Consider the following 21,686-nt stretch of genomic DNA (forward strand, 5'->3'; position numbering starts at 1 on the left):
GGCACGGTGCGGCTCCGTCAGGAGTTCGCGTCTCCCCCGCCGTCGGGCGCGTCGCGCATGGCGCCGAGCGCCTCGCCCCGCGTCAGCCCGGTGGCCTGCAGCAGGTCCAGCACGATGGAACGCAGCTGCGCCATGATCACGACCTCGGACGGGCCCGGGCTCCAGGTCGCGTGCAGCCGCCGCGCGTGGCGGACGACGTCGAGCAGCGGTTCGCGCGCCCGCTCCCGGTCGCCGTCCCGGCCGAGCTGGTCGGTGAGCACCTTGACGGCGGTGGACAGCTCCGCCAGGACGTCGGCGAGCTCGACGGCCGCCGGTTCGTCGTCGCCGAGTGCGGTGTACGCGCGCCGGACGAGCACGCGGGCGTTGCGCATGGCGTAGTCCGAACGCTCGGCCAGCTCCGCGAACTTGCCCAGCACGCGTCGCCGCCGTCGCAGCAGCGGCGAGACGCGGGTGACCTCGTGCCCCCCGCGCAGGGCGCCGCGCAGCTCGTCGATCAGCGGCTGGCTGGCGCGGGCCCGGTTCAACGCCGCCGCCGCGGCCTCGGGGTCGCGGTCGCGCAGCGCGTCGCCGGTGCGGGCGAGGACGTTCGACAGCTCGTCGAGCAGGGCACGCGCCTCCCGGCGGACCGGCCCGACGGGGTCCGAGGGCAGCACGGCGGCCACGAGCAGCCCGACGGTGCCGCCGATCAGCGCGTCGACGCAGCGGTCGAGGCCGCCGACGTCACCCGGTGGCAGCAGCGTCGCCACCAGCACCGCCGACGCGCCCGCCTGGGCCACGAGCAGGGTGGCCCCGTCGGCGAACACGGCCGTGGCCATCGCGAGCGCGACGACGAGCGTGATCTGCCACGGTCCGCTGCCGATCAGCGAGATCAGGATGTCCCCGACGAGCACGCCGAGGGCCACCCCGACCACCAGTTCCGCGGCCCGCCGCAACCGGCTGCCGAGCGACACCCCGAGGCAGATCACCGCGGCGATCGGCGCGAAGAACGGGCGCGCGTGGCCGACGAGGTCGCTCGCCACGAACCACGAGACGCCGGCCGCGACCGCGCACTGCCCGATCGGCAGCGCCGAGAGCTGCAGGCGCCGCGTCCCGTCGGCGAGCCGGGCGCGCATCCGCGTGGCCGCGGACACGGGTCAGCTCAGGCCGAGAGCGGCCGGGGCGGCCGGGTCCGAGTCGGCGAGGAAGACGCGGCAGCGCTCCGCCTCGTCGGCCTCGCCGATCGCCGCCGCTGCCCGGTGCAGGGCCGCGAGCGCCCGCAGGAAGCCCTGGTTGGGCTCGTGGGACCACGGCACGGGGCCGAAGCCCTTCCAGCCCGACCGGCGCAGCCGGTCGAGCCCGCGGTGGTAGCCGGTGCGCGCGTAGGCGTAGGCGGTGATCGTGCGCCCCTCGTCGAGCGCGCCCTCCGCGAGCACCGCCCACGCGAGGCTGGACGCCGGGTGCGCCGCCGCGACCTCGGCCGGGTCCTCGCCCCGGTCGAGGGCGGCGGCCGCCGGGTCGACGGGCAGCAGTGTCGGCTCCGGCCCGAGCAGGTTGCCCTCAAGACTCATGCGGTCATCCTGCCGCTCCGCCGCCCGTCAGTGGAAACGAGGGCCCTGGCACCCGTTCCCACTCACGACGGGAGCGTCAGCGCAGGGTGGTGCCCGTCGACTTCAGGTTCTCGCAGGCGTGCGCCACGCGCTCGGCCATCCCGACCTCCGCGGCCTTGAGGTACGACCGGGGGTCGTAGACCTTCTTGTTGCCGACCTCGCCGTCGATCTTCAGGACACCGTCGTAGTTCGAGAACATGTGCGCCGCGATCGGCCGGGTGAAGGCGTACTGGGTGTCGGTGTCGATGTTCATCTTCACCACCCCGTAGCTCACCGCCTCGTGGATCTCCTCCAGCAGCGAACCCGACCCGCCGTGGAACACCAGGTCGAACGGCTTCGAGCCCTCCGCGAGCCCGAGCTTGGCCGTGGCCACCTCCTGGCCCTGCTTGAGGATCTCCGGGCGCAGCTTGACGTTGCCGGGCTTGTAGACACCGTGCACGTTGCCGAAGGTGGCCGCGAGCAGGTAGCGCCCCTTCTCCCCGCCACCGAGCGCCTCGACCGTGGCCTCGTAGTCGCCCGCCGCGGTGTAGAGCTTCTCGTTGATGTCGTTGGCGACGCCGTCCTCCTCGCCGCCGACGACACCGATCTCGACCTCGAGGATGATCTTCGCCTTGGCGGCCGTGTCGAGCAGCTCCGCGGCGATGCGCAGGTTCTCGTGCAGCTCGGTGGCCGACCCGTCCCACATGTGCGACTGGAACAGCGGGTTCTCGCCCCGGTCGACGCGCTCCTGGCTGATCGCGATCAGTGGCCGGACGTAGGTGTCCAGCTTGTCCTTCGGGCAGTGGTCGGTGTGCAGCGCGATGTTGACCGGGTACTTCTTCGCCACCACGTGCGCGAACTCGGCGAGCCCGACGGCACCGGTGACCATGTCCTTGACCTTCGTGCCGGACAGGAACTCGGCCCCGCCGGTGGAGATCTGGACGATGCCGTCGCTCTCGGCGTCGGCGAACCCGCGCAGCGCGGCGTTCAGGCTTACCGTGCTGGTGACGTTGATGGCCGGGTAGGCGAACTCGCCGCTCTTGGCCTTGTCCAGCATCTCGTTGTAGATCTCGGGGGTGGCGATCGGCACGGCTGGCCCTCCTCGACGTCCGCAGCTTTCCGAGCGCAGTATCGCGCACCACCCGCGCGGCGTCGCCCGTGGCGGAGCCGATCGACGCGAAGCACTAGGCTCGTAGGGGTGCTGGGTGGCGGCGGGGGTAACGCCGTCGAGGCGACGCTCTCTCGGCTGAGGCGCCTCGACGCGCAGCCCACGCCTGCGCCCGCGCCGGGCGCCCCTCTCACGCTCTCGGACCTCTACCGCGACCACCGGATGCGCATGGTCCGCCTCGCCGTCCTGCTGGTCGACGACCCGAGCACCGCCGAGGACGTCGTGCAGGAGGCGTTCACCGGGCTGCACCGGCACTGGTCGGGCCTGCGCGACGAGGCCGCCGCAGTGGGCTACCTGCGCACCGCGGTCGTCAACGGCTCGCGCTCGGTCCTGCGGCGCAGGCGCACCGCCCGCGACTACGTGCCTCCCCACCAGGTGAACGCCCGGTCCGCCGAGTCGCTGGCGATGCTCTCCACCGAGCACCAGGCCGTGGTCGACGCCCTGGCCACGCTGCCGCCGCGCCAGCGCGAGGTGCTCGTGCTGCGCTACTACGGCGGGCTCTCCGAGGCCGAGATCGCCGAGGCCACCGGCATCAGCAGGGGCACCGTGAAGTCCACGGCGAGCCGCGCGCTCGACGCGGTCGCACGGGTGATGGGTTCGCGCGCGTGACGCCGCGTGCGGCACCATGACGTCCGTGACCGCGAGCGACGAGTCGGAGCGCCGGGTCGCGGAGGCGCTCAGCGCCCGGGCCTCGGGCGCGCCACGAGGCACCCCGCGGCCTGCGCCGTCGGGTCGGGCGCGGTCGGGCCGGGCGCCGTCGGGCACCAGCCTGACCACCGCCCTGCTGATCGCCCTGCTCGCGGGCGCCGTCCTGGGCAGCGCGCTGGCGCTGATCTCGCTGCTCGCCCCGGGGGTCCTGCCGCCGCTCGGGTGAACGCCACCGCCCGGTACGGTCTCCCCCCGTGACGACGCTCGCTCTCGGTCCGGAGTGGCTGCAGCCCGACTCGATCATCTCGTGGCTCGGCCCGTGGGCCCTCGTCGGGCTCGCCCTGATCGTGTTCGCCGAGTGCGGCCTGCTGCTGGGCTTCTTCCTGCCGGGTGACTCGCTGCTGTTCACCGCGGGCCTGTTCGTCGCGCAGGGCGCGATCGACACGCCGCTCTGGCTGGTCTGCGCGATCCTCGTGGCCGCGGCGTTCGTCGGCAACGCCACCGGCTACTGGATGGGGCGCGCGGCAGGACCCGCGATCTTCGACAAGCCGCAGAGCCGGCTGTTCAAGCCCGAGCACGTCGTCAAGACGCAGGGCTTCTTCGACAGGTACGGCAACCGGGCCATCGTGCTCGCGCGGTTCGTGCCGATCGTGCGGACCTTCATCACGGTCATGGCGGGTGTCGGGCGGATGGAGGCGCGCCGCTACTTCACCTACTCCCTGCTGGGCGGCGTCGCGTGGGCGGCCGGCGTCACCGTGCTCGGGTTCTGGCTCGGCCAGTTCGCCTTCGTGCGGGAGAACATCGAGATGATGCTGATCCTCATCGTCGCGGTGTCGCTGCTGCCGATCGTCGTCGAGCTGGTGCGCGCGCGTCGGGCGCAGGCGACGTAGCCCCGATCGGCCCAGCGGCCGGGGTGGGTCGAGCGCCTACCCTGGAGCCCCGTGACCATCGCCGCCGCACAGCAGCTCGCCCTCGCCGGGCCGCTGGAGGCCGCCGGGCCGATCACGGTGTGGGCCGTCGTGCTCACCTTCGTGTTCCTCGAGTGCGCCTTCATCGTCGGGATGTTCCTGCCGGGCGACTCGCTGCTGCTCGCGGCCGGCGTCGTGCTCGCCCACGGCGCGCACGAGGGCAGCGCGTGGGCGCTCGGGTTCGTGGCGGCCGCCGTCGCCGTCGCGGGCAACCAGGTCGGCTACCTCGTCGGCCGGTACGCCGGCACCCGCATGCTGGCCCGCCGGGAGGGGCGCATCCTCAACCGCGCCAACCTGGAGCGGGCGGCGGCGTTCTTCGACCGCTGGGGGTTCTGGGCGATCGTCGTGGCCCGCTGGCTGCCCTGGGTGCGCACCCTCGCGCCGATGATCGCCGGCGCGGCCCGGATGGACAACCGCCGCTACATCGTGGCCAACGCCGTCGGCGCGGTGATCTGGGTGCCCACGTTGATCATGCTGGGCTACTACGGCGCAGGCCTGCTCGACACGCTGCCGTGGCTCAAGGAGGTGGCGACGATCCTCGCCGTCGGGTTCTTCGTCGTCGGCAGCGGCTACGGCCTCTACCGGTACGTCCAGGACGTGCGCAAGCCCGTGGACGAGACGGCGCCGCACCCCGAGGACAGCCCCGACCTCCGCGACGCGGCCTGACGCACCCGCTCGGCGGGCTCAGGTCACCTGCAGGCGGGCGGCCGCCTCCACCAGCATCCAACCCCCGAGCTGCACCGACAGGTCGGCCTCGGGCACGCCGCGCCGCGGCTCTGGTGCCGGGTCGCGCCACTCCGCGGAGAACACCGGCCCGCCGGCGATCTCGGCCCGGCCCTTCCAGGCCGCCTCGGCGTTGGCGAACACGAGCCCGGCCGCGGCGTCGGCCAGCTCCGGCACGCGCAGCGCCGCGTCGGCGAGGTAGCGGGCCGTGATCCCGGCGAACAACCCGCCGTCGCCGCCGCCCGACCCGGGCAGCACCCCGTCCGGTCCGGCGAGCCGCTGGCGCAGCGCGTCGACGAGCGCGATCGCCCGGTCGGTCCAGCGCTGGTGCCCGTCGCGCGCCGCCAGCTCGACGCAGGCGCCCAGGTAGACGCCCTGGTTGTAGGTGTACAGGTACGGCTCGACCGCGCGGATGCTGCCATCGGGCGCGATCCGCACACCGTCGCGGACCAGGCCGGACTCCGGGTCGACGAGGGTCTCCGCCATCCAGTCGGTGATCGCCGCGGCGAACGCGGACTGCCCGTCGCGGGCCAGCAGGATCGCCGCCGGGCCGTTGGCGGGGGCGGCCTTGAAGTCGTCGTCGCGGCGCCACCAGATGCCACCGCCGCCGCCCTCGGTCCAGCCGTCGTGCAGCCGCGCCGTGATCGTGGGCAGCGCCGAGGGCCCGGAGCGGCCGCACAGGGTGCCCCCGCGCTGCACCGCGAGGCCCAGCCACGCGATGTCGTCGTAGTAGCGGTTGAGCCACGTCCCGCCGTTGCGCAGCCGGACGCTGCGCGCCAGCGCCGCGATCGCCTTGGCCCGCTGCCGCTGCGGGGCGCGCAGCTGCGCGTCCACCAGGCAGTCGAGCAGGTGGGCCTGCCACCAGTAGTGCCACGGCACGATCGGCGCGGGCACGCGGCGTGGCCAGCGGACCCGGCCGATCCGCGTGCCGGGCAGGACACCGCCGAGTCGCCGCAGGTGCCGGCGGACGACCGCCCGTTCGGCGATGCCCGCCCGTTCCGACCAGTCGACGTCCGCGGCAGCCATCCGGCCAGTCTGCCCGATGGCCGAAACCGTGGGATCCCCGTCGTTGACGCCATGGCGGGGCCGGGCGACGCTCGTGAGGTGCGCGCCCATGAGGTGTTGATCCCGCTGTTCGACGGCGTCCAGCCGCTCGACGTCGTGGGGCCGCACGAGGTGCTCGCGGGAGCCGGGCGGCTCCTCGAGCACCGGGGGGTCGGCCCCGGCTACCGCGTCGCCCTGGTGGCGCAGCAGCCGGGGCCGGTGCGGGCGCACAGCGGGCTGCAGCTGGTGGCCGATGGCCCGCTGCCCGAGTCGGGTCCCGTCGGCACGCTGCTGGTGCCCGGCGGCACGGGCACGCTCACCATGTCCGACGGGGACCCGTACGTCGGCTGGCTGCGCCGGACCGCCGAGCGCGCCGAGCGCGTCGTGTCGGTGTGCACCGGCGCCTTCGCGCTCGCCTGCGCGGGCCTGCTCGACGGGCTCTGCGCCACGACGCACTGGCACTACGCCGCCGAGCTGGCCCGCGCCCACCCTGCCGTCGACGTGCGGGCCGACGCGATCTACCTGCGGCAGGGCCGGATCTGGACGGCCGCGGGCGTCACGGCGGGCATCGACCTCGCCCTCGCGCTCGTCGAGGCCGACCACGGCGCCGAGGTGGCCCAGCAGGTCGCCCGCCACCTGGTGGTGTTCCTGCGGCGCCCCGGCGGTCAGAGCCAGTTCGCCGGGCCGGTGTGGACGCCGCCCGCCCGCCGGCCCGGCGTGCGCGAGGCGCAGGACCTCATCCACGGTGACCCCACCGCCGACCTGCGGGTGTCCGTGCTCGCCGCCCGGGTCGGCATGAGCGAACGGCACTTCAGCCGCGAGTTCACCCGGGCGCTGGGCTGCCCGCCCGGCGACTACGTCGAGCAGGTGCGCGTCGACACCGCGCGCCGGGTGCTCGAGTCCGAGCCGGTGCTCGTCGCGGTCGCGGCCGCCCGGGCCGGCTTCGGCTCGGCCGAGACCATGCGCCGCGCGTTCCTGCGCCGGCTGGGCGTGCCACCCGACCACTACCGCCGCCGCTTCGCGGTGGTCCACGCCTGAACCCTCCCGGAAGGAGCCGACCGTGCAGGTCGCCATCGCCCTGTTCCCCCGCCTCACCGCGCTCGACGCGATAGGGCCCTACGAGGTGCTGCAGCGCATCCCCGACCTGGACGTCGTGTTCACCGGCGAGCAGCGCGGTGAGGTGCGCACCGAGAACGGGTTCCTCGGTCTCACCGTCGACGCGGCGTTCGACGAGGTGCCCGCGCCCGACGTCGTCGTGGTGCCGGGCGGGGTCGGCACCCGCGAGCTGCTGGGCGGCGGACCCTACCTGGACTGGCTGCGCGCCGTGCACCCGCGCACGCGGTTCACGACGTCGGTGTGCAGCGGCTCGCTCGCCCTCGCCGCCGCCGGCCTGCTCGACGGCCTCACCGCCACGACCCACTGGAGCATCTACGACTTCCTCCGCCAGTACGGGGCGGAGCCGGTGCAGCAGCGGGTCGTGGAGCACCTCGACCGGCGGATCATCACCGCGGCCGGCGTCTCGTCGGGCATCGACATGGCGCTCCGGCTGGCCGAGCTGCTCGTCGACGACGTGGCGGCCCGGGCAGCGCAGGTGTTCATCGAGTACGACCCGCAGCCGCCGTTCGACGCGGGGCACCCGAGCAAGGTGGACGCGGTCGTCATGGAGCGGGTGGGGGAGTACGCGAAGATCCGCTCCTGACGCGAACGGTGATCGGCGCGAGAAGCACGTGGCGGCGGCACGCGCAGCCGTGGCGTGCTTCTCGATCGCCGTGATCTGTCCGAGCCGCACACGAAGGCTCCCGGCACGGTCGAGGCGTGCGGCTCGTAGTGATCATTCGCCTCGTCAGCGCGCGGCGGCCCGGAACAGCTCGATCGTCGCGGGGAGCTGCGAGTGCAGCGGGGACGGCAGGGCGTCGAGCGCGAACCAGCCGAGCTCGTCGAACTTGTGCGGCTCCCCGATCGCGACGGCCGCCGGATCGACGCGCACGGCGTTGACGACGGCCACCCAGTGCGAGCCGCTGCGCAGGATGTTCCGGACGCCGATCGTCTGCACGTCCAGCGCCGCGGCCGTGTACTCCTCGCGCACCTCCCGCCGGACGGCGTCGGCGAACGACTCGCCGTGCTCCAGGGCGCCCGCGCCGGTGTCCCAGGTGCCCGGCTCGTCACGGGCGCCCGCGCCGCGGCGGGCCAGCAGCACGCGCCCGGCATCGTCGTGGCAGACGAACACGCAGGACACCGCCGGATCGACGCGCGGGTCGACGGACATCAGAACTCTCCCCTGTCAGAAGTGCTGGACGAGCTCCCGGAAGTGCCGCAGGTGCAGCACCCCGTCGTCGGCGTGGTCGAGCTCGTCCTCCTCGAGCACCCAGGTGTGCGCGTTCGGGATGAACACCGCGCGCAGGCCGGCGGCGCGGGCCGGGAGGATGTCCGAGCGCGGGGAGTTGCCGATCATCCACGTCGACCCGGGCGCGAGACCCAGCTCCGCCGCGAGGGCGCGGTAGGTGTCCGCGCGCTTCTCCGCCACGATGTGGACGCTGGTGAAGTGGTGCGCGAGACCGGAGGCGTCGATCTTGCGCTGCTGCTCGGCGGGGTCGCCCTTGGTGAGCAGGGCGAGGTCGTGGCGGCTGCCGAGGTCGGCCAACGTGTCCGCGACGCCGGGTACCAGCTCGACCTCGTCGAACGCGAGCGCCGCCGCGAGCTCCTCGATCTCCCGCGCCTCCGCGTCGGTCACCGGGCGCTCGCTCAGCCGCTCGAAGCAGTCGTGCAGGCTGCGCAGGAAGCTCGCACTGCCGTATCCGTGCACGACGACGTTGGCCCGCTCCACCTCGTCGAGCACCGCACGGGTGGCGGCCCGGTCGAGCGTCGGGTGCGCCAGCCAGTCGAGGTACGCATCGATCACGCGCTCGAACAGGACGTTGTTCTCCCACAGCGTGTCGTCGGCGTCGAAGAGGAGGCAGGCTCTCCCACCGGGCTCGACCATGTGCATCCGGAGAGCGTGCCATGCTCGCCGAGGGTGGGCACACGGGTTACGCCGACGGCCCGATCCGTTCCGCAAGTCCGCGGTCTCCGGCGGCAGCAGCGCTGCCCAGCACGCCCTTCTCGCAGGGGTGATCGCCAAGAGTGGTGTCACGGCGACAGATCTGTCGCTCTTATACCACTTCTGCCGATCATGGCCGTTCGCGCGTTCCGCGGAACGCACCCGCGCATGATCAGGTCGACACGGCGATTTCTGGGTGATCCAACAGCCCTGGCGTCGATCTGACCATGAAACTCCCGTGGGCGGGCCGTTCCCGGCTCGAGACCACTGCCCCTCGCCCCGGCCCGGGCCCTCGACCCCCACCCGTCGGCGAGGTGGCCGGGTTGGTGCAACTACCGAATATGTGGCTGGGTGGGCGGCCGTTCCCGACCTGGCCCAGGCCCGTTCCGGACGAGCCGGTCGCTGCCGCGTGCGCGCGCACCTTGCTGTGGTCCCGTTCCACCCCATACTGGTGATCATCGGACCGGTTCGAGGCGGCCCTTCCTCGTGATCAGCGGAAACGGGACATGCGCTGCACAGGGGCGGCTCAAGTCCCCGGTTCGCTGATCAACGCCGTGTCGGAGGGGTTGGGGAACGGCACCACAGCCGGACGAGTGGCACCCGACAGGGACGGGCTCGTCGTGAACCGGCCGGGGCCAGGTCGGGGACGGCCGCCACGGTGACCACGTCACCCGGCAGTTGTGCCAACCGGTCCACCCTCGCCACCGGAGGTCGGGTACGGCGCCGGACCGGACTGCGAGTGACACCTGGAACAGGGTGGGGCAGGTGGTCTCGAGCCGGGAACGGCGCGCCCACCGCAACCCGCCCACCCGAAAGCCCCCGGTCCCTACTGCGTTCACGATCTCCAGACGACCGCCCGGCGATCGGTCGGCACCGGGCGGGCCCCACCGCACCGTTCGGCGCGCCACACGCGATTCCGTCGGGGTTCGAATGCATGTTCGAGTCCATGGACAACACCGCTTCCGTCCACCGGGCCGACCAGCACGACGCCTGGCAGCGCGAGACCATCCGCCGGCACGGCTGGGCGCTGCACGCCGTCCCGGGCGACGAGGACGGCCCGCCCTTCGTCTACACGGTCGGGCTGTCCGGGTTCCGGCACCCGGAGCTCATCCTGTTCGCCACGGCTCCCGCCGTCTCGGCCACCGTGCTCAACGACCTCGGCGAGCTGGTCCGCCTCGGCCACGTCCTCTCTCCGTGTGAGCGGATCCGCCTGCGCAGTGGGGACGTGCACCTGCTCACGTTCCCCGAGTCGGCCGACTGGCTGTTCGCCGCCAACGACCTCTACCAGCTGCCCGGCGGCCCTCCGGTGCCCGCGTTGCTGGTCGTTCCGGCCGACGAGCTGGTGCCGGTCTGATCCGCCGCAGGCCCGCACACACCTCTCGATCTCGGCACAGAGGACCTGTCCTGTGTGCCGGGGTCAGGAGGTGTGTGCGAGCGGTCGCCACGCATGGGCGAGCTCACCAGGCCGCATCGAGGTCGGCGTGCTGCCGGATCCAGGTGTGCATCGCGATGCCGGCCGCCACACCGGCGTTGATCGAGCGGGTCGAGCCGAACTGGGCGATCGACACCGTCAGGCCCGCCACGGCGCGGGCCTCGCTCGTGACACCCGGGCCCTCCTGCCCGAAGAGCAGCAGGCTCTCGCGGGGCAGGTCGGCGGTCTCGAGCCGCGCCGCGCCGGGCGTGTTGTCCACCGCCACGACCACCAGCCCGTTCGCGGTGGCGAAGCCGGCGAGGCCGGCGAGGGTCTCGTGGTGGTGCACCTGCAGGTAGCGGTCGGTCACCATCGCGCCACGGCGGTTCCACCGGCGCCTGCCCACGATGTGCACGCCGGCAGCGGCGAACGCGTTCGCCGTGCGCACGACCGTGCCGATGTTGTGGTCGTGGCCGAAGTTCTCGATCGCCACGTGGAACGGGTGGGCGCGGCGGGCGAGGTCGGCCGCCACCGCGTCGCGACGCCAGTAGCGGTAGGCGTCCACCACGTTGCGGGCGTCGCCGTGCTCGAGCAGCTCGGGGTCGTACCGCTCGTCGCGGGGCCACGCGCCCGGCCACGGACCCACTCCCACCTGCCCCGGCACCGCCCACTCGCTGGGCCCCGTTCCGGCATCCTCGGCACTCACATCGGCGATGATGCCCGGCCCCCTCCCGCCGACGAACGGCACTCTCGTCGGCTAGGTACCGACGAGAGTGCCGTTCGTCGCGGGGGTCCCGGCCTCAGCCGCGGCCCGGCACCCGGATGCCGTACTGGGAGATCTTGCGGTAGATCGTGGCCCGGCTCATGCCCAGCTCGGCCGCCGCCCGGTTCACCGTGACGCCGGGCTCCAGCAGGCAGCGCACGATCTCGTCCCGCTCGATCGTCTCGATCCGGGTGAGCCGGCGGGTGGCGCCGCTGAACACCTCGGCCGCGAGGTGCCGGGCGTCCACGACGTCGCCACGGGTGACCGCCTCCCGCACCACCCGCTGCAGCTGCGTGGCGTTGCCCGGCCAGTGGTAGGCGGCCAGCGCGCGGGTGGCCGCCGGGGTGAAGTGGACCTCCCGGCCGCGGGCGCGCCGGGCGAACCACCGGGCCAGCGGCAGCACGTCGTCGGGGCGGTAGCGCAGCGCCGGGACCTCCACCACCTCGTCGACCAGCCGCTGCAGCGGGGCGGGGATCGCCGCCGGGTCCTCGGCCGTCAGCGCGTAGGGCCTGCGGTGGCGTCCGGGCCGGCCGGGTTCGGCGCGGGCGACGCGCTCGAAGATCCCCGCGAGCTCCGCGGCGACCCACGAGGGAAGCCCGTCGACCCGCCCGACCACCACGCTCGTGCGGTCCTTGCCCAGCTCAGGTGTCCAGAGCGCGAGCCAGGACTCCGCGTCGCGCGGCTCCGGGGGCCGGGCGTTCAGGACCCGGCCGTGCGGTCGGACCCGCCGGTGCGCCGCGGCCAGCAGCGCGCTCTTGCCGGCACCGGCCTCTCCGACGACGGCGACCACCCGGTCGTCCGCCAGCGCCGCGGCGGCGGCGTCCACCGCGGTGCGCCAGGCGGCCGACAGCGCGGGCGGGGACGCGTCGTGCTCGACCGGGGCCACCCGGAACACCTCGCCGCGCGGGGACGACCGGGGTTGCGCACCCCGCGACCGCGCCAGCATGAGCGCCGCGGTGTGCCCCGCGGCCATCTGCGCCAGCGCGAGCAGCAGGTCGTCGGACTGCCGCGACCAGGTCGTCAGGTTGACGCTGCCGACGAGGGAACCGCTCGCCGGGTCGGTCACCGGGACCGCCGCGCACGTGTAGCCCCACAGGCCGGTGCAGTAGTGCTCGTCGGCCCGCACCAGCGACGGTGTGCGGTCGGCGAGGGCGAGCCCGAGCCCGTTCGTCCCGGCCTCCCGCTCCGAGAACGCGAAGCCGGGTGCGAGGTAGACCCGGTCGAGGGCCTGCAGCAGCGCCGACTCGCTGCACATCCGGCTCAGCACCAGCCCGGCGTTGTCGGTGAGCATCAGGCTGATCGGCTCGTTCGCGAGCGTCGCGTGCAGGTTCTGCAGCACTTCCTGCCCGCACTCGTAGAAGAGGGACCCGTCGTCGACCTGGCCCGCGAAGACCGGGTTGACCGCGTCCAGGGAGACGCCGTAGCTCTCGCTGCGGCGCCAGGACGCGGACAGCCGTGACGTCACCGCCGTCGCGCCGCGGCGTGCCGCGGCGAGCTGCTCGCGCTCGGACAGGTGCGCCTGCTCGTCCATCCCGAACCTCCGTCGGACGCTCCGGTGCGTCTCCCGCCCCCCGACTGTGACACACCGCGCAGGCTCCGCCACCGATCGTCCGTCTCAGATTGAGACGTCGGGCGGCTCCGGCGCAAGCGGCGCGTCCCTAGCGTCGCCGCTCACGAGGAGTGCCACTGCTGTCACGCGAGAGAGGAACCGCCTGGTGTACACCAAGGACGGCGAGAACTACTTCATCGTCGACGCGCACGTCGCGCTCTGGGACGCGCGCCCGGAGAACCAGCGCAACATCCACGGCAAGCAGTTCATCGACTGCTTCTACGACTACCACCGCAACCTCAGCCCCGAATCCGAGGTCTGGCCCTACGAGGAGTACCTCTACCAGGGCGGCGAGCGGCTGATGAAGGACCTGTTCACCGACGGCCACGTCGACCACGCGATCTTCCAGCCCGCCCGGCTCGGCGAGTTCTACAGGACCGGGTTCGGCCAGACCGAGGAGGCGTCGGCGCTGGCGAAGGCGCACCCGGACAAGCTGACCTACAACCACTACTGGGACCCGCGCGACGGGGAGGAGGGCCTGCGGCAGCTCCGTGAGGACGCGAAGCGGTTCGGTCTGAAGGGCGCCAAGCTCTACACCGCCGAGTGGCACGGCCAGTCCCGCGGCTGGAAGCTCGACGACCCGTGGTCCTACCGCTACCTCGAGGCGGCGCAGGAGCTCGGGATCAAGAACATCCACATCCACAAGGGCCCGACGATCCGGCCGCTGGACCGCGACGCGTTCGACGTCGCCGACGTGGACAAGGTCGCGACCGACTTCACGGAGCTGAACTTCGTGATCGAGCACTGCGGCCTGCCGCGGCTCGAGGACTTCTGCTGGATCGCCACCCAGGAACCGAACGTGCACGCGGGCCTCGCGGTGGCCATCCCGTTCATCCACACCCGGCCGAAGTACTTCGCGCAGATCATCGGCGAACTGCTGTACTGGCTGGACGAGGACCGGATCCAGTTCTCCAGCGACTACGCGCTCTGGACGCCGCGCTGGCTGATCGAGCGGTTCGTCGACTTCCAGATCCCCGAGGACCTCACCGAGTACGCCCCGCTCACCACGGCGCAGAAGAAGAAGATCCTCGGGCTCAACGCGGCGGCGATGTACGACATCCCGGTACCGGCCGAGCTGCAGCTGCCCCGCGAGGAGCCGCAGGCCGTGGCGGTGGCCTGAGCATGTCCACCCCCGAACGGGACGCGCTCGAGGCCCTGCACGCGGTCGTCGACCCGGAGCTGGACGAGCCCATCACCGATCTCGGCTTCGTCCGCTCGCTCGACGTCGACGGCGACGCCGTCACGGTGCACCTGCGCCTGCCCACCTCCTTCTGCTCACCGAACTTCGCCTACCTCATGGCCTCGGACGCCAAGGACGCCCTCGTCGCGCTGCCGTGGAGCCGCCGCGTGACGGTAGAGCTCGACGACCACCACGACTCCGACCTGATCAACCGCGGCCTGGCGGCCGACGCCGGCTACCGCGGCACGTTCGCCCACGAGGCCGAGGAGAGCCTCGACGAGCTGCGGGACACCTTCAGGCGCAAGGCGCACACCGCCGCGATGGAGCGGGTGCTGACGCGGCTGCTGCGGGCGGACCGCGACCGGACGGAGGACGACCTGCACGGCGTCACGCTCGGCGACCTCCCCGCCGACGACGCCACCGCGGCCCTGCTGCGCCGGCGCGCGGCCATCGGGCTCGGCGACGACCCCGGCCTGCCGGTACTGGTCGACCCCGACGGCACGCCCTACCCGGCCGACGAGGTGCCGCTGCGGCTGCGGATGGCCCGCTCCACCCGCATCTCGATCGAGGGCAACGCGCACTTCTGCCGCGGCCTGCTGCGCACCCGCTACCCCGACACCCCCCAGGAGAAGGCGTCATGAGAGCAGTCCAGGTCGTCGGGTACCACCGCGACCTCGAGATGACCGAGGTCCCGGCCCCGACCGTGGTGGATCCGCACGACGTGGTCGTGCGGGTCGGCGGCGCCGGGGTCTGCCGCACCGACGTCCACATCCTCGAGGGGCAGTGGGCCGAGAAGTCCGGCGTCACGCTGCCGTACACGATCGGCCACGAGAACGCCGGCTGGGTGCACGCCGTCGGCAGCGCGGTCACGAACGTCGCCGAGGGCGACAAGGTGATCGTCCACCCGCTCATGACCTGCGGGTTGTGCCGCGCCTGTCGCTCCGGTGACGACGTGCACTGCGCCCGCAGCCGGTTCCCCGGCATCGACACCCACGGCGGCTACGCCGAGTACCTGCGGACGACGGCGCGCAGCGTGGTGAAGCTCGACGACTCGCTGGAGCCGGCCGGCGTCGCCGCGCTCGCCGACGCCGGTCTCACCGCGTACCACGCCGCGGCGAAGGCGGCCCGGCGGCTGCGCCCGGGGGACCGGTGCGTGGTGATCGGCGCCGGCGGTCTCGGGCACATCGGCATCCAGGTGCTCAGGGCGATCACCGCGGCCGAGCTCGTGGTGGTCGACCGCAATCCGGACGCCGTCGCGCTGGCGCGCTCGATCGGTGCCGACCACGGCGTCGTCGCCGACGGCACGCACGTCGCGCAGGTGGCGGAGCTGGCCGGCGGCGAGGGCGCCGAGGTGGTGGTCGACTTCGTCGGCGAGGGCGGCAGCACCCGCGAGGGCCTGGCCATGACGCGGCGGGCGGGCGACTACCACGTGGTGGGGTACGGCGAGAACGTCGACGTGCCGACGATCGACCTCGTCTCCGCCGAGATCAACATCATCGGCAACCTCGTGGGCAGCTACTCCGACCTGTGCGAGCTGATGGTGCTGGCCGCCCGCGGCCGGGTCGTGCTGCACACCACCACGTACCCGCTCGCCGACTTCCAGAAGGCGATCGACGACCTGGAGGCCGGAAGGGTCCGCGGAAGAGCGATCTTGATTCCCTGATCCATTCCCACCTTGGAGCCGTACTGCTGTTTTCCGGGCCTCCGGACAGCAGTACGGCTCCAAGGTGCGTTCAGGAACTGTGCAGCTCGACCGGTCGGCGGCCCGTTCGGCGTCTTCCTGCTCCCGGTCGTCCGGCGTGACGTCCATCTGCGGTCCCGCGGGGGCGGCGAGCGGCGCGGCGGGCCGTCAGGAAGGCGCGGAACCGTGACTCTCTGAAGACGCTGTGTCGCAATCGGTCCAACGGATGCGACGTCCGGCGCAATTCGCCGCCACTCGTCGCGCCTGCTGATACTCCCGGCCCACTGCCCTCTCAGTTTCGCAACCCGGGCCCACAGCCACCTCTTACCGTCCCCGGCCATGGAACAGCGGCTGTTGCGCGTGGGGTGGCTGAGCGTCCTCGGCGCGATCGTCGTCGGGCCGGCGCTCACCCACCTCGTGATGCCGGCGCCCGGCGGGCTCTGGGACCGGCTGTCGGTCCTGACCGGCCTGCTCGCCCTCTCGGCGCTCGTGTGCGCGGCCCTGCTCCCGTCGCGGCTGCGGTCGCTGAACCGCGCCTTCGGCATCGAGTCCGTGATCGACCTGCACCGCTTCCTCGGCCTGGTCACCGCGGCGCTGGTGTTCGCCCACCTCGCGTGCGTCGTCGCCGCCGACCCGGCCAACGTCGCCCTGCTGGACCTCCTCGCCGCCCCCGCCCGGGCCCAGGCCGCCACGCTGGCCACGATGGCGCTCGTCGCGCTGGCCGTGCTCGCGGTGCTGCGCAGCCGCGCCCAGCTGTCCTACGAGCTGTGGAAGTGGTCGCACGTCGCGCTCGCCGCGGTGGTGCTCGGGTTCTCCGCGCTGCACGTCTGGTGGCTCGACCAGCTCGTGCGGGAGGCCACGTTCGCCACGATGCTCGGGCTGCTCGCCGCGCTGCTGGTGCTGGTGTTCGGCTACCGCTGGCTCTGGCGCCCGCTGTTCGACCCGTCGACGGAGTTCGTGGTCCGCGACATCCGGCGGGAGAGCCCCACGGTGAGCACGCTGGTGCTCGAGCCCCGCCGCGACGACCGGGACGCCGACGCCTGGGCGTTCGCACCGGGCCAGTTCGCCTGGCTGCGCCTGGAGCGTTCCCCGGCCGCCGAGGAGCACCCGTTCACGATCGCGTCGAGCGCGCACTGCGACACCACCGAGTTCACGATCCGCCACACGGGCGACTTCACCCGCGCCCTGCGCAGGCTCCCGCCCGGCGCCACGGTCTGGGTCGACGGGCCGCACGGCGCGTTCACCAACGACGTCGGCGGTGCCGCGGGCTTCGTCATGATCGCCGGCGGGGTCGGCGTGACTCCGATGATGAGCATGCTGCGCACCGCGGCGCACCGGCGCGACCACCGCCCGTACCGCCTCGTCGTGGTGGCGGGCGCACCCGGTGACCTGCTGTTCCGGGCCGAGCTCGCCGAGCTGCGCCGCCACCTCGACCTCGAGGTCACCGAGGTGTTGCGACGCCCCGTGCCGGGCTGGTCCGGGCACACCGGCGAGATCGGCGTCGAGCTGCTCTCCGTCGTCGCGCTCGACGGCGCCCACCCCGCCGACGTCGACTACTTCGTCTGCGGCCCCCCGTCCCTCGTCACCGACGCCATGAGCGCCCTCGACGTCCTCGGCGTCGCGCCCGGCCGCGTGCACACCGAGCAGTTCGACTTCGCATAAGAGGAAGGCCCCCATGCTCCGCCGTATCCCCCGCATGCTCCGTCGCGCCGTGGTCGTCGCGGTGCTCCTGGCCGTGTCCGCGTCGGTGTACCAGTCCTGGGCGGCCGGCTCGCCGGGCGCGAACGGCTGGGTGCAGACCGAGTTCGGGCCGCTGGGCCCCGCCGACCGGGACCTGCTCGTGAAGGTCCGGCTGGCCGGGCTGTGGGAGGGCCCCACCTCCGAGCAGGCCGAGCAGCAGGCGAGCAGCGCCGAGGTGAAGGAGGTCGGGCGCAAGCTCGCCCTCGAGCACGCCCAGCTCGACGAGGAGGTGCGCAGCGTCGCGAACCAGCTCGGCGTCCTGCTGCCCAGCGCCCCGAGCGCCCAGCAGAACGCGTGGATGGACGAGATCTCCTCGCAGACCGGATCCGACTACGACCGGGTGTTCGTCCAGCGGGTGCGTGAGGCCCACGGACAGGTGCTGCCGGTGATCTCCGAGGTCCGCAGCAGCACCCGCAACGACCTGGTCCGCGACTTCGCCGTGACCTCCGCCGAGTTCGTCAACCGGCACCACGAGTACCTGGAGAGCACCGGACTCGTGGACTACTCGGCCCTGCCGCACCACGGCCCCGGGCTGTTCGGGGGCGGTACCGAGCTGACCGACCTCATCGTGCCGATCCTCGTGTTCGTCGCCGCCCTGCTGGCCGCGGCCGCGTTGTTCTGGGGCCTGCGCAACCGCACCCCCGCGCGTCGCGAGCGGATCACGGTGCCGCCCACGCGCACGCGGTTGCCGGAGCTCGCCGCAGTGACGGCGATCCCCGCCCCGCGCACCGCCGCGCTCGACGACACCGGCCCCATCCCCGTGGTGGCCTCCGGGAGTTCGGGCGTCACCGACTCGGGACCGCACCGCGCGGTGGACGACACGGGCTCGGCACGCTCGACGACCGGTACCGGACGCCACGGTTCGGTCACCCGTCGCTCCGCGACCGGCACGGGGTCGCACCGCCCCGTGACCGACGAGTCCCCGCACGACGTCACCGACTCCGGCGCGCAGCGCAGCGTGTCCGCGTCCGGCTCGCACCGGCTGCCGCGCTCCCGCGCCCGGCACTCGATGCGCCGCTGATCCCTCCTCTCCGGCGCAGCTCCCCGCTCCCCGCGCCGGCCCGCCGGTCGGCTCCCGCCTGCCGGTACCCCTCCCCGACCCCGAACGGAGGACCCGTGTCCCCGAACAGCACCGCACGACACTGGACCACCGCCCGCAGGATCGCGCTCTGCGCGGCGGCCCTCATCGTGACCGTCCTGCCCACGGCCTGCGGCGCCGCCTACGCCGACTCGGAGACCGGCCACGCCGGGCACCACAGCACGGGCCCCGACGGCTCCGACGTCGTCGAGGTCGGAGGCGTGGACGCCGCCGACCCGCGGCCCGACGACGAAGCCGACGCCGAAGCCGACGCCGAGGGCGGGGCCGACGACGCCGAGCAGGGCGGCGAGCAGACCGGCGAACGGCGCGGCGACCAGCAGCGAGACGAGCAGGGGGACCAGCAGGGGGACCAGGAGGAGCCCGCCGCCGACGAGGGCGGCGAGGCGGCCGCGCAGGGCCGGCAGGAAGAACCCGCCGCCGAGGAGAACGGCGACGCCGCGGGCGAGGGGCTCGACGTGCTCGGCACCGACTGCACGAACAGCGAGCTGGAACCCCACGACGGGTTCCAGGAGGCGCCGCGCTGCGTCTCCACGTCGTTCGGCGAGGTCGCCGCGGAGGAGAAGAGCCCGTCGCTGCTCATCACCGAGGCACCGCGGTCGGTGAAGGCGCAGGAGGAGTTCACCCTCTCGGTGAGCACCCGCAACCTCGTCCGGGACCGCTTCCTCGGCGCCGCGGCGGGCGGCTACTACAAGGAGAGCTCGTTCCTCGACGGCAGCGGCATCCAGCGCGGGCACTTCCACACGGCCTGCCGGATGCTCGACCGCGTCGACGTCGCCCCGGACGCGGCGCCCGAGCCGGAGTTCTTCCTCGCCACCCAGGACAACGGCGGTGGGGCCGGCGCGGACACCGTGAAGATCACGGTCGACGGCATGCCGGGCCCGGGCACGGCTCAGTGCGCGGTCTGGGCGGGCGACGGCTCGCACCGCGTGCCGATGATGCAGCGCGCCGACCAGACGCCGGCGTTCGACGTGGTCCGGATCCCGGTGGAGTAGACGGGCCTCAGCCGAGGCCGAGGTCGGCCAGCCCGAGCAGCGCCCGGTAGGGCACGCCCTCGGCCTCGATGTTCTCGCGGGCGCCGGTGTCGCGGTCGACGACGGTGGCGACACCGACGACGTCGGCACCGGCGTCCCGCACCGCCCGGACGGCCGTGAGCACCGACGACCCGGTCGTCGAGGTGTCCTCGACCACGAGCACCCGGCGGCCGGCGACGTCGGGGCCTTCGATGAGGCGCTGCATCCCGTGCTCCTTGGTGGCCTTGCGGACGACGAACGCGTCCACCGGCGGCAGGTCCGGGGTCGCGGCGCGCTCGGCGGCCGCGGCGTGCAGCACCGCGTCGGCCACCGGGTCGGCGCCGAGGGTGAGCCCGCCGACGGCGGCGTAGTCCCAGTCGGCGGTGAGCACCCGCAGCAGCCGCCCGACGAGCGGCGCGGCACGGTGGTCGAGCGTGACGCGGCGCAGGTCGACGTAGTAGTCGGCCTCGGCTCCCGAGGAGAGGGTGACCCGCTCGTGCACGACGCCGAGCTCGCGGACCAGGGCGGCCAGCTCGTCGCGCTCCACGTCCGGGTTCACGCCGCGCCCCGATCGCGGAGCGCCAACAGACGGCGCACCACCGGCCGGGGCAACACGCCGGTGAGCGCGATGAGCGCCTTGTACTGCGGACTGGGCACCGAGAGCACCTTCCCCCTCGCCAGATCGGCGAGGCATTCCTGCACGACACGGTCCGGCTCGAGCCAGGGCGGACCCTTGCGCGCACCGGCGTCGATCCCGGCGCGCTCGTGGAACTCGGTACGGACGAAGCCGGGGCACAGCGCGAGCGCGCGGACCCCGGTGCCTGCGAGCTGGCCGGCGACGGCCTCGGTGAACGACACCACCCACGCCTTGTCGGCGCTGTAGGTCGACCCGGTGCCGGCCAGGAGCCCGAGGACGCTCGCCACGTTGACCACACCACCGCGCCCGCGTTCGATCATCCCGGGCAGCGCGGCGCGCGTCAGGCGCAGCACCGCCGTCACGTTCACGTCGAGCTGGCTCTGCAGCACCGGGACCTCGGCGCCGAGGAACGAGCCGCGGTGGCTGAACCCGGCGTTGTTGACGAGCAGGTCGACCGGTGCCGCGTCCGGGTCGGAGAGCCTGCGGGCCACCCGCTCGCGGCCGTCACCGTCGGCGAGGTCGGCCGGCAGCACCTCGACGGTCACCCCGGCCGCGCGGTACCGCTCGGCGGCGGCCTCGAGCCGCTCGCGGTCGCGGGCGACGAGGACGAGATCGCGACGGTCGCGCGCGAGCCGATCGGCGAAGGCCGCGCCGAGGCCGGCGCTCGCTCCGGTGATCAGGGCGGTGGGCACGGCGCCGACCCTACTGTGAGCGACCGTCAGCCCTCCTTGCGCAGGCGGACCCCCAGCCCCTGCTCGAGCGCCGTGGCGAACTCGGCCAGGTCGGCGAGGAGGTCCTGCACGCGCTCGGCGCTGGAACCCAGCGGCGCCGTGGCCAGCACCCAGGACTCCTCGCCCCAGAGCAGCTCGACGTCGTCGCCGAGGGCATCGGCCGCACCGGCGAGGCGGGGCGTGAGCAGCGGGCGCACGGACGCGGCGTCGGAGACGAACGCGTAGCGCTCACCCACCGGCTGCAGCAGGTCGAGCCCGGCGTCGTCGGGCAGCGGCGCCGACGGGAGCCGCAGCTCCACGGCCGCCGGGAGCTGGTCCTGCAGCTGGACCGCCACCAGGATCGACGTCAGCCGCCCCGCCTGCTCGTGGTCGAACACGTACGCCATCCGCGGCCCGTCCGGGGTGGGCACGTCACCGCTGATCAGGTTGCGGGCCACCCCGGGCCCGCCCTGGTGGATGGTGCCGTAGCGCCAGCGGCTGGGGAGCACCGGATCGGTGTCCAGGAACTCCCATTCGCGCATCGCGGCCCACCGCTTGCGGTCCTTCGCACCGCCTCCGCGCCGGCCGTCGGCCAGCAGCAGCACGGCGCCGACGAGCAGCGCGATCACGGCGATGACGAACCACACCGTCGACGAAAGTCCCACGGTGCGCCAGCGTAGCGCCGGACGCCCC

General features: G+C 73.6%; 24 protein-coding genes. 13 read left to right on the forward strand and 11 right to left on the reverse strand.

The window, feature by feature from the left end:
* Window positions 1-17 precede the first annotated feature (17 nt).
* The 3 genes from FB558_RS13560 to fbaA form a co-directional block, all read right to left on the reverse strand.
* Window positions 18-1,130: an FUSC family protein gene (locus FB558_RS13560; RefSeq protein ID WP_211366374.1), complete on the reverse strand. Its 1,113-nt coding sequence runs from the start codon at window positions 1,128-1,130 to the stop codon at window positions 18-20.
* A gap of 3 nt (window positions 1,131-1,133) precedes the next feature.
* Window positions 1,134-1,547 carry a DUF3151 domain-containing protein gene (locus FB558_RS13565; protein WP_142052500.1) on the reverse strand — a complete coding sequence of 138 codons (414 nt, stop codon included), beginning with the start codon at window positions 1,545-1,547 and terminating at the stop codon, window positions 1,134-1,136.
* A 76-nt stretch (window positions 1,548-1,623) separates the two neighbouring features.
* Window positions 1,624-2,655: a class II fructose-bisphosphate aldolase gene (fbaA, locus tag FB558_RS13570; protein WP_142052503.1), complete on the reverse strand. Its 1,032-nt coding sequence runs from the start codon at window positions 2,653-2,655 to the stop codon at window positions 1,624-1,626.
* Window positions 2,656-2,763: 108 nt separating this feature from the next.
* Between fbaA and FB558_RS13575 the strand changes: the two genes are divergently transcribed.
* Genes FB558_RS13575 through FB558_RS13590 form a run of 4 tightly spaced genes read left to right on the forward strand, consistent with a single transcriptional unit; the run spans window position 2,764 to window position 5,015 of the window.
* A complete protein-coding gene (locus FB558_RS13575; protein WP_142052507.1) occupies window positions 2,764-3,342 on the forward strand; it encodes a SigE family RNA polymerase sigma factor in 579 nt (192 codons plus the stop codon).
* A 25-nt stretch (window positions 3,343-3,367) separates the two neighbouring features.
* Complete coding sequence (locus FB558_RS13580; RefSeq protein ID WP_142052510.1) at window positions 3,368-3,607, forward strand: hypothetical protein; 240 nt, start codon at window positions 3,368-3,370, stop codon at window positions 3,605-3,607.
* A gap of 28 nt (window positions 3,608-3,635) precedes the next feature.
* Window positions 3,636-4,271 (forward strand): DedA family protein, encoded by a 636-nt coding sequence (locus FB558_RS13585; protein ID WP_142052513.1) that lies wholly within the window; start codon window positions 3,636-3,638, stop codon window positions 4,269-4,271.
* Window positions 4,272-4,322: 51 nt separating this feature from the next.
* Complete coding sequence (locus FB558_RS13590) at window positions 4,323-5,015, forward strand: DedA family protein (protein ID WP_246106408.1); 693 nt, start codon at window positions 4,323-4,325, stop codon at window positions 5,013-5,015.
* An 18-nt stretch (window positions 5,016-5,033) separates the two neighbouring features.
* Here the strand turns inward: FB558_RS13590 and FB558_RS13595 are convergent, their stop codons facing one another.
* Window positions 5,034-6,098: a glycoside hydrolase family 76 protein gene (locus FB558_RS13595; RefSeq protein ID WP_142052521.1), complete on the reverse strand. Its 1,065-nt coding sequence runs from the start codon at window positions 6,096-6,098 to the stop codon at window positions 5,034-5,036.
* 78 nt (window positions 6,099-6,176) lie between these two features.
* On the opposite strand from FB558_RS13595, the gene FB558_RS13600 reads away from it, so the two are divergent.
* The gene (locus tag FB558_RS13600) at window positions 6,177-7,154 is read left to right on the forward strand and encodes a GlxA family transcriptional regulator (RefSeq protein ID WP_211366377.1); all 978 of its coding nucleotides are present in this window, start codon (window positions 6,177-6,179) and stop codon (window positions 7,152-7,154) included.
* Between the two features lie 22 nt (window positions 7,155-7,176).
* A complete protein-coding gene (locus tag FB558_RS13605) occupies window positions 7,177-7,815 on the forward strand; it encodes a DJ-1/PfpI family protein (RefSeq protein ID WP_142052528.1) in 639 nt (212 codons plus the stop codon).
* Between the two features lie 144 nt (window positions 7,816-7,959).
* Here FB558_RS13605 and FB558_RS13610 read toward each other — a convergent pair whose 3' ends face one another.
* Both FB558_RS13610 and FB558_RS13615 read right to left on the reverse strand, forming a co-directional pair.
* A complete protein-coding gene (locus tag FB558_RS13610; protein ID WP_142052531.1) occupies window positions 7,960-8,382 on the reverse strand; it encodes an NUDIX domain-containing protein in 423 nt (140 codons plus the stop codon).
* A 15-nt stretch (window positions 8,383-8,397) separates the two neighbouring features.
* Window positions 8,398-9,102: an HAD family hydrolase gene (locus FB558_RS13615; protein ID WP_246106409.1), complete on the reverse strand. Its 705-nt coding sequence runs from the start codon at window positions 9,100-9,102 to the stop codon at window positions 8,398-8,400.
* Window positions 9,103-10,099: 997 nt separating this feature from the next.
* Between FB558_RS13615 and FB558_RS13620 the strand changes: the two genes are divergently transcribed.
* Entirely contained in the window at window positions 10,100-10,507 is a 408-nt protein-coding gene (locus FB558_RS13620; RefSeq protein WP_170231288.1) for a DUF4262 domain-containing protein, read from the forward strand.
* A gap of 103 nt (window positions 10,508-10,610) precedes the next feature.
* Here FB558_RS13620 and FB558_RS13625 read toward each other — a convergent pair whose 3' ends face one another.
* Both FB558_RS13625 and FB558_RS13630 read right to left on the reverse strand, forming a co-directional pair.
* Window positions 10,611-11,270: a TrmH family RNA methyltransferase gene (locus tag FB558_RS13625; RefSeq protein WP_142052537.1), complete on the reverse strand. Its 660-nt coding sequence runs from the start codon at window positions 11,268-11,270 to the stop codon at window positions 10,611-10,613.
* Window positions 11,271-11,364: 94 nt separating this feature from the next.
* Window positions 11,365-12,858, reverse strand: a complete 1,494-nt coding sequence (locus tag FB558_RS13630) for an AAA-type ATPase lid domain-containing protein (RefSeq protein ID WP_142052540.1) — start codon at window positions 12,856-12,858, stop codon at window positions 11,365-11,367.
* 184 nt (window positions 12,859-13,042) lie between these two features.
* On the opposite strand from FB558_RS13630, the gene FB558_RS13635 reads away from it, so the two are divergent.
* The 6 genes from FB558_RS13635 (at window position 13,043) to FB558_RS13660 (ending at window position 19,628) form a co-directional block, all read left to right on the forward strand.
* Entirely contained in the window at window positions 13,043-14,056 is a 1,014-nt protein-coding gene (locus tag FB558_RS13635; protein WP_142052543.1) for an amidohydrolase family protein, read from the forward strand.
* Window positions 14,057-14,058: 2 nt separating this feature from the next.
* Window positions 14,059-14,757 (forward strand): iron-sulfur cluster assembly protein, encoded by a 699-nt coding sequence (locus tag FB558_RS13640; RefSeq protein WP_142052545.1) that lies wholly within the window; start codon window positions 14,059-14,061, stop codon window positions 14,755-14,757.
* Window positions 14,754-15,779: an NAD(P)-dependent alcohol dehydrogenase gene (locus FB558_RS13645; RefSeq protein ID WP_142052548.1), complete on the forward strand. Its 1,026-nt coding sequence runs from the start codon at window positions 14,754-14,756 to the stop codon at window positions 15,777-15,779. The genes FB558_RS13640 and FB558_RS13645 overlap by 4 nt, the downstream gene beginning before the upstream one ends.
* A 357-nt stretch (window positions 15,780-16,136) precedes the next feature.
* Window positions 16,137-17,459, forward strand: coding sequence for a ferredoxin reductase family protein (locus FB558_RS13650; RefSeq protein WP_142052551.1), 1,323 nt, complete (start codon window positions 16,137-16,139; stop codon window positions 17,457-17,459).
* Window positions 17,460-17,472: 13 nt separating this feature from the next.
* Window positions 17,473-18,558, forward strand: a complete 1,086-nt coding sequence (locus FB558_RS13655; protein ID WP_142052554.1) for a DUF4142 domain-containing protein — start codon at window positions 17,473-17,475, stop codon at window positions 18,556-18,558.
* A gap of 95 nt (window positions 18,559-18,653) precedes the next feature.
* On the forward strand, window positions 18,654-19,628 hold the full coding sequence (locus tag FB558_RS13660) for a Pecanex-like protein 1 (RefSeq protein ID WP_142052557.1): 975 nt from the start codon (window positions 18,654-18,656) through the stop codon (window positions 19,626-19,628).
* A 7-nt stretch (window positions 19,629-19,635) separates the two neighbouring features.
* Here the strand turns inward: FB558_RS13660 and pyrE are convergent, their stop codons facing one another.
* The 3 genes from pyrE to FB558_RS13675 are packed head-to-tail and all read right to left on the reverse strand — an operon-like array spanning window position 19,636 to window position 21,658.
* Window positions 19,636-20,205, reverse strand: coding sequence for an orotate phosphoribosyltransferase (pyrE, locus tag FB558_RS13665; protein ID WP_170231289.1), 570 nt, complete (start codon window positions 20,203-20,205; stop codon window positions 19,636-19,638).
* Window positions 20,202-20,975: an SDR family NAD(P)-dependent oxidoreductase gene (locus tag FB558_RS13670; RefSeq protein WP_170231290.1), complete on the reverse strand. Its 774-nt coding sequence runs from the start codon at window positions 20,973-20,975 to the stop codon at window positions 20,202-20,204. Before FB558_RS13670 ends, pyrE begins: the two co-directional genes overlap by 4 nt.
* 26 nt (window positions 20,976-21,001) lie before the next feature.
* Complete coding sequence (locus FB558_RS13675; protein ID WP_142052563.1) at window positions 21,002-21,658, reverse strand: type III secretion system chaperone family protein; 657 nt, start codon at window positions 21,656-21,658, stop codon at window positions 21,002-21,004.
* Window positions 21,659-21,686 lie beyond the last annotated feature (28 nt).

This window comes from Pseudonocardia kunmingensis (assembly GCF_006716445.1).
Classification (GTDB): Bacteria; Actinomycetota; Actinomycetes; order Mycobacteriales; family Pseudonocardiaceae; genus Pseudonocardia; species Pseudonocardia kunmingensis.